The following is a 7,494-nucleotide window of genomic DNA, read 5'->3' as shown; positions in this document are numbered from 1 at the left end:
GCCGATCTGCATTATTTTCAATAATTAATTTATGCCAAGGGAACTGTTTAATTAAGATTGAAGCATCTAAGTTTGATTTTTTACCATCAAGATTTAATATCAGATCTTGCTCTAGCTCATTCGTAATAAGATTAACTAATCTACTTATATGCTCTTGAGCAGTATCAAGTGAATTTCTGTCGATAAAATCATATAGCCACCATAATAAAAAGTACGTGTTATTACGTAGCTTAAAAATCGTTGGATTCGGATAAGCATGTTCGCTTAGCTCAATTCGTTCAATAATATCAATCATTGATAGTATTTTATTAGGATCTTGATGCTTTAAAAAGTTGTTAAACAGGGTGAGATAGATTGAATCTTTAAAGTTATCTCTATATAGACCTAACTTATCAGTCAAAACAAGAACTATATCAATAAACTCTTCACTACAGTCAGTATTGTTAGAGTTCGTTTCCGCGTATCTTTTAGAGATAGAAACCTCTAATGCCTCCACAACATCTCGATTTTCAATCTGATGTGAAATTTCATCATAGAAATGGACAAACCAAAACATTGCGAAATTGCATGTGTCTATTCGAGATAGGAGAACGCAGAAATATTTAGGTAATAATCGAAATTGAAATAAGTTACCCAAAAATAGATGCTTAAGTAAAGGGTGTTCTAACGCAAACTCTATCAGATCTATCAATGCATGAGGGTAAAACAGCGAATGGTTATCGACACAAATACTTTCCTCTAAAAGTTCCGAAATCAACCAACTATAAAAGTGGCCGACTCCTCCCCAATAAGTTCTGCTTTTAAAATGCTCTTGTATTTCAGTAAACTCGTTTTTACTAACATTACGTAATGAATGAGAGTTGAGGGAAGGCAAAGAGTCTTTTTTAACCACGTTTTGTCGAGGTTGCTTCACGCATTCATCTGCGTTATTAGATTCCCCCTCAGCTTGTGAGCCTCCAATCGATATGGTTAATTTTAGCGTTTGAGTGTAATTGAGAACAACGTCAGAAAAATGGTTACTGTTTGATATTGAACGGGCTAAATCTTTAGGGACAGGGAGCTTTAATAAGTGCTTTTGTAATTCTGCTGTATAAGCACTGTACTCTGCATCTGACGTTGCATATTTAAGAACAGGGAAAGCGGCACTGCATGTAAAACGCATGATACGTAGCCACTGTTCGAAGGCTTCCTTAGAGCTAGTCGAGTTAGAAAGTAATTTCTGCCATAAAAAGGTACTGACTAGTAGGTTAAGATTATGGTTTCTTCCGTTGAAAATATACGAGTTATCTTCTTTTTCAACATAGGAGAGTAACAGGGAAGTACTAGTGAATTCTCTGTTCCATATTTCTTCTGAAACAAAGAGATTGGGCTTTTTGTAGCCTTCCTGACCACGTTGAATATGTTGTAAAGTTCTGAGTGTTTCTATTACAGGAATTAGAGAGTCATCGACGTGCTGCTCAAGGTGATCTTCTAAGTTACAGGTAAGTAAAAGGCAATCAGCCTCGAACATTACAAGGCAGCACTCTTCTAAATATTCAATTTCTATTCCTTTGCTAATCGATACAAGTTCGCCATTCCGCTCCCATAACTTAGTTCCATTGAGAAGCGCTGATACACAGTCTCTATCTAGAGGTTCTGTCGTAAGTGATGAGTGCGCTAGAAACTTTGCTAAATCTTCAGCTTCTTTCTGCTGCTCTAAACTGTAGAATTTCTGCGAATCAGTGGAGGCTCGTGTGGATAGCTCCAAAAGAGATTTAATCTTCGACCAGTCCCTTGAATGCTCAACATGATTTACAGCCATAGTATCTTCTCTTGATTCAAACGAATAGATAAAATTATATTATACACTTAAAAATCAATAGGATACTCGTTGATTTTTATAAAACAATTCAAAAGAGCAAGATACTTTACGCATGACTCTTCATACAAAGCTAAGACACTACGCAACTATTAGGAAAACTAGGTCAAAAATGTCTATAGGTATATGTTAATAACCCCATGGTTTAAATGACTTTGGGGTAGAAGTGTTTCAACCAAACCCCTCTCATCACACACCCCGTTCATATCCCGTTAGCACACCTATGGACAAAAGCAAGCTAGCTCCTTTGCTCTAGATTTTGAGGCTTGGATTAGGAAATATATGGCTAACTCTCTAATGAGCTAGAGCCAGCCAGTATTCCTCTAAATTCACCATTCAAACCGTTCTTCTGATTGCCTTGACTCTAACTCTTCGTCGGCCCTTTCTCGTTCTACTCTTTTTTCTAGCTTGCTAAGTATCATTTTCGTACTTTCTACAACATTAGGGTTTTCATGGGAAAGAAGCTCCTCAAATATTTCAGCTCTTTGTTCAATTACAGATGCACGTGAACCACTCCAAGACATCGGGATTACTGCCCTTTCGAAAGCTTCAATCACTAACAACGGTTCAGGACTTTCGTTGACTAGCGCTTTTGCCAAGTCGGTTAGTTTAAGGTGTTCACCATTCTTTTCATACGGAGTGATCGATGATGCTAGAGCTTTAAATCTGTATATTGGTGACTCATTGCACCACACAATAGCTGTATCAAGAGGGAGCTTAGAAAATGGACTCGTTTTTCTAGATAAGTGACTAGTTTTGATCTTAACTGAAACATTGTCCTCTTTGAGAAATATATCTAAGGCTTGAGTCGGTTGTAGTTCGATTACAGTTGATAGAAACTCACCATAGTCAAAAGAATAAACTTTATAAGTAGCTATGCCTTCGAACAGCTTCTTGAACAAAGTTTTAGCATCTTCCTCAGCCTTATCTTCCGAAAAACATACTTTAGCTATTTTCGCCAAAGAATAATCTCGCCCACCATTGTCTCGTTGATCTCTACTATAATCATGCTTCAGTAAAAACTCTCTGCATTTTTTGATCAAATCCGCACTAGGAGCATAAGATACCTGTTTCTTCAATCCATGGAACCGCATGCTTAGTATTTCAATAACTGCACTTTGCCCATTTGGTTGCAACCAGAGCAAATCCAAGATGGTTATTAAGTCAGAGTCAGATATTGATTCATGCCGCCTACCAAATGCCATATTTTGGTACATCCAGCTCGGAGACGTATTACTTTTTAATGATGCTATGAGCCTATTTACGGCACCTTCATCTAAGGGGCAATCAAACTGCACCAGTGGGAATATATAGTTTAGTTTATCGTTGTTTAATAAGAAATCTAAAAGCAGTTGTGCTTTATCTGAGTCATTATCGTAAACGTATCTGGCAAATCCTCCAACAAAGTTCGAGTTTACTTTCTTTATTTCTAGTTTTTCTAGGCAGGTGGTTATATCAGACCATACTTTTTCAATATCACTTACTCCGCTCGCAACTCCATGTCCAAACCTAAACAGGTGGTTATTAGTATTTATAGTTGTAAGAATCTGAGCTAACTTGTTTATAAGATAGTCATAGTGCTCTTGAGCCACATGTGTGCCTAATTCTTCGGCGAGTTCTTGAGCTTTTTCATATCCCCATTTTACTGTTTCACCTTCTTCATCTACCTCATCGAGGCCAAAGTAATTATGGTTATCAGTAAGTACATAGAGCGCCATTTGACCGTCTAAGTCTTGAGCTGCGATATTTGCCCTTAACAATTCAAGTCGGTCTTTATGTTCTCTCGCCATTGACGAAGCATCAAACCGCAATGTTTCTCCTAAAGCCAACCAACCTCGTGGCCAGCTCCCATTACTACAGAAGCTTTTGGATATGGATTCGAGATCATCATGTAACTCAGCAAATTGCCATAGTCCTCTAACATGATTAGCAAAAACCTCTTTGATACCCTCATCAATAATTTGGTCTGGCGAAGCAAGATTATCAATGAGCAATAAGTATTCGCGATACCAAGAAAGCACATCACTTCGACTTTGAGGCTCGTAACCAAAGTCTCTTGATTTAGCACCAAAATCAAAATCATAACTTGATGAAAAATGTGAAGTATTTAGTGAACTATCGAGTAACTCATACCCCAGTTCTCTTTTGTTTTCATTCGGGCTATCTATGAGTTTGCCAATACATTTAACTCGTCGTTCCAATGTAGCGTGTGTACCTGATAGATAAAGCTGAAACAAACTACAAAGTAAGCTTCTAATAGAATTATTATTTTCCCCTTTCTTTTCAGATAATGCGAAACAACAGAGCAGATCAAAGCATTGATTGAAAAAGTTATCTTCATATGCTAGAGAACGAAGAAGCCTTGTAATTGATATGTAATGTGGATTCTCCCTACTTAAGAAACTAGGATCTAATTTTGCTCTTTGCTCTAGGTACGTGAGTACTTCACTTGGAATAATCGGGGCAATATTAGCCAACAATGAGATCGATAAATCGTCATTACCTTTTTTAAAAAGTAAATCTATCATTCCGTCAGGTGTTAGCCACACTGATGCTAGCTTTACGGCTTCTTCGCTATCATTAAGATACCCAATACGACGTGAGAAAGATTTGAGCAGTCTTGGTTGTGTATTGCTATTTATGAACTTCACAACATTTGAATTTGGGATGTTCTGCAATGCTAAACGGGCTAGTCTATTTGCAATAGGGTGAGGTAATATCGCCATCCAAATACTACGTTCTTGCGCTAAGTTTCGTCGCTTCAACTCTTTAGCAAACTTGTACATTTCATGAGGAGGAAGCATTACTATTTCACCGAGTAACTTTAACTCTTCACTAAAGTCATCTTCAGATTCCAACTGAAACGAATAAGCTAATGATAGGCCCTCGGCTGCTTTTTCTAAGCCAATATCAGAATCATGGCGCTGGTGAAACAGTCTTTTGAATAACTCTTCATCTTTTAATCTGGATATGTTTTCATCTTTTCCTACAGTAGAGGCAAGCGCATTAGCCACTCTTGCATTACCTCCTGAAAAATCAGCAATTTTCCCAGCATTTTGTCTACTTAAATATGAAAACCTTGATGAAATCATCGCTTCGATAAGCTCACTAGAACTTGGCTCTAAGGTATAAACTTCAGTTTGCTCTGGCTGATCTTCCCTAACGTCGTATTCAACAGTTAGGATTCTTGCTGTGCTGTTACTTTTACATAAATTAGTAAGTTCTCGATGTAAGTCGGGGGCACAGTTATCCACTATAATAATGGACTTAATATTGTCTCTAAGAAGTCGCTCAACTAAAACTCGTGGAGTGGGTGAGGGAGATAGGCTAATGTCTGAATAGAACACGCTCTCTTTATCAAGAGCATTTTCCCCGATTCTCTCATCAAATAGTGCTTGTACGAAGCGAGTTTTACCTACACCTGACAACCCGATCAAACGAATAGACGCGCCAGCTTTGAGTAAGCGATTTCGAAGCAAATTCAATGCATCAACTGTAGCTAACCCTTCTGAGTTATTAGAGGAAGAATTATGCAGGCGCACAGCTTGATCTAATATGTATTCTTCCTCAATGCCCTTTGGGCACTTAGCCCAAATTACCATACTCTTCCCAGCCGCTATAATCCCTCCCAAAATTAGCTCGTAACCAACTGGCCTGTTTGGATAACGTATCTTCTGCCACAAACTTCTTAATATGCTTATATATATCGTCTTGTTTTGAAAATGGCTTACTTATATTAATATGATGAGCATCTATTGGAATTGCCCGTTCTTTTAAACCTGGATCTGAGCTATCAGCCTTAACAATCCTTCCAAATATCAGATATGGCTTGGTTTCAACCAACACTAAATGCCGAATTTCTTTATCGTGACACCACCCTCGATACCAAGTATTCAACTCACGAAGAGTGGCATCATTGCGCTCTAATGAAGCCGTTGCCGCAGAAGGTTGATGTAAGAACAGCTTGAGAAACACTCGCCCAAAAAGAGAGTTGCCTGTTTGCGCTAGATCTGCACCAGTGTGAGGTGAGCCTAAAAACGCTACACCAGTGACTCTATTTACAAGTTCAACCGCACCCTTACGCCCATTCTGATCGCTTGCTAACCTAAGTAATTGTTTAATAATTAGTCCGCCTAGACTATGACCTACTAGTATTAGCTCGCCCTTACTTAGTTGCTGTTCAGTTAACAGTGTCTCAAGTACGTTTTGCGCTCTATCAAGGAGACCCATTCCCGAATCTCGCACAGTAAACTTAGGAGCCTCGTAACCAATCGACCAGATACATACATCTTCTATATCTTCATGTAACCACTTAGGCCAAAAGACTTTATCTGAATTATTTGATTGCCATGTGGTTTCAGCATTGCCACCTAATCCATGAATAAACACAACATGTTTTCTAGCTAAAGAATCGCCAGACATCAATCGCAAGTCAGCCATGCAAACCTCTATTGGTATAAATGTTATCGTTCGAATTTTATCCCAAACATTCATCACCTAATAGTTTTATTTCAACATGTTACATATAGACAAACTAAACATTAGTGATTAACACGCACAATCGTAGCCACTCAGCAGCTAAAACATTAGGCCACTCTCTCCAATTGATTGTTAGTAGACAGGTAACCAAGTTCTTACCTATCACATTAGTTTTTGTATCGTGAAATACTCTGAATTGAATGTGACTGAAATGAATGCTCAACTCATTTCGGGGCAAGATCGTGTTAACAATACGGTAATGATAAATTTATGAAGAAGCTTAAAACCAAAGATCAAATTCGTATTAATATATCGATACACACCACAACAAAATGTATTATTATATAGATACGAAACAATAAGATTGTATCAATATGATAATACAGGAAGCCACAATGAAACTACCTTTGCTAGTAACTCAAAAACTTACTAACGTCCAAGCGGTAGTACGAAAGCAGATAGTGGTAAAAATCGACAAAACTATGGAACTAAAAGCTCCGACACCACCCAAAACAGGCTGGATCAGGACTATACGTGAAGCCTTAGGAATGTCTGGAACGCAGCTTGGTGAACGCCTTAATTTGACCAGAAACCAGATATCTATTCTTGAAAGAAAAGAAGCTGCGGGCACTATTACATTGAACCAGCTGCAACAAATTGCTGAAGGACTTAATGCTGATTTGATGTACGCTGTTGTCCCTCGAAAATCGATAGAAGAAATCCTCGAGGATAGAGCCGCTGAAATTGCACATTCTATACTCGAAATATCGCACCAAAATATGTTTCTGGAAGCACAACAACTCAGTAAAGAAAAGCAACATGAATCAACAAAAATGCTGATAAAAGAACTAATAAATGCCGGAGGTAAAGTACTCTGGAAAACACATATTGGAGAGAACCGAAAATAATCTATTAATGTCAGAAATCATTAACGTTTCAAGGTTTATCCCACTTTCCATATACATATCGCTGAGTAATCTTTTAGCAAAAGCCCACTAAGCAACTTCATACTTAGTGGGCTAATTATATATTTTACTGCTTATCAGCAGGCATGGATGCTTTCTTCCTGCCCTTTTCTTAACTGCCTATTCGGCAGGTCACGACTTAGTTTCTCGCCTACCTTTTGGCTTTTGTTTCCTAGCTGCCTATTCGGCAGG

3 protein-coding genes and 1 pseudogene are annotated in these 7,494 nt (G+C 38.2%); 1 reads left to right on the top strand and 3 read right to left on the bottom strand.

Annotated features, from left to right (window positions below):
• The 3 genes and pseudogenes from A1QC_RS09885 to A1QC_RS15370 form a co-directional block, all read right to left on the bottom strand.
• Nucleotides 1–1,801: pseudogene (locus A1QC_RS09885) on the bottom strand (hypothetical protein); the annotation flags it as partial.
• A 386-nt stretch (nt 1,802–2,187) separates the two neighbouring features.
• The gene (locus A1QC_RS09880; protein ID WP_017026538.1) at nt 2,188–5,460 is read right to left on the bottom strand and encodes a hypothetical protein; all 3,273 of its coding nucleotides are present in this window, start codon (nt 5,458–5,460) and stop codon (nt 2,188–2,190) included.
• Nucleotides 5,444–6,298: an esterase/lipase family protein gene (locus tag A1QC_RS15370; RefSeq protein ID WP_017026537.1), complete on the bottom strand. Its 855-nt coding sequence runs from the start codon at nt 6,296–6,298 to the stop codon at nt 5,444–5,446. Before A1QC_RS15370 ends, A1QC_RS09880 begins: the two co-directional genes overlap by 17 nt.
• 434 nt (nt 6,299–6,732) lie before the next feature.
• Here A1QC_RS15370 and A1QC_RS09875 point away from each other — a divergent pair, with 434 nt between their 5' ends.
• Nucleotides 6,733–7,245 carry a mobile mystery protein A gene (locus tag A1QC_RS09875; protein WP_017026536.1) on the top strand — a complete coding sequence of 171 codons (513 nt, stop codon included), beginning with the start codon at nt 6,733–6,735 and terminating at the stop codon, nt 7,243–7,245.
• Nucleotides 7,246–7,494: the final 249 nt, after the last annotated feature.

Origin of the sequence: Vibrio rumoiensis 1S-45 (genome assembly GCF_000286955.2) — a bacterium.
Lineage (GTDB): Bacteria > Pseudomonadota > Gammaproteobacteria > Enterobacterales > Vibrionaceae > Vibrio > Vibrio rumoiensis_A.
The sequence above is the reverse complement of the archived record's forward strand: the minus strand, read 5'-3'. Positions and strand labels throughout refer to the sequence as shown.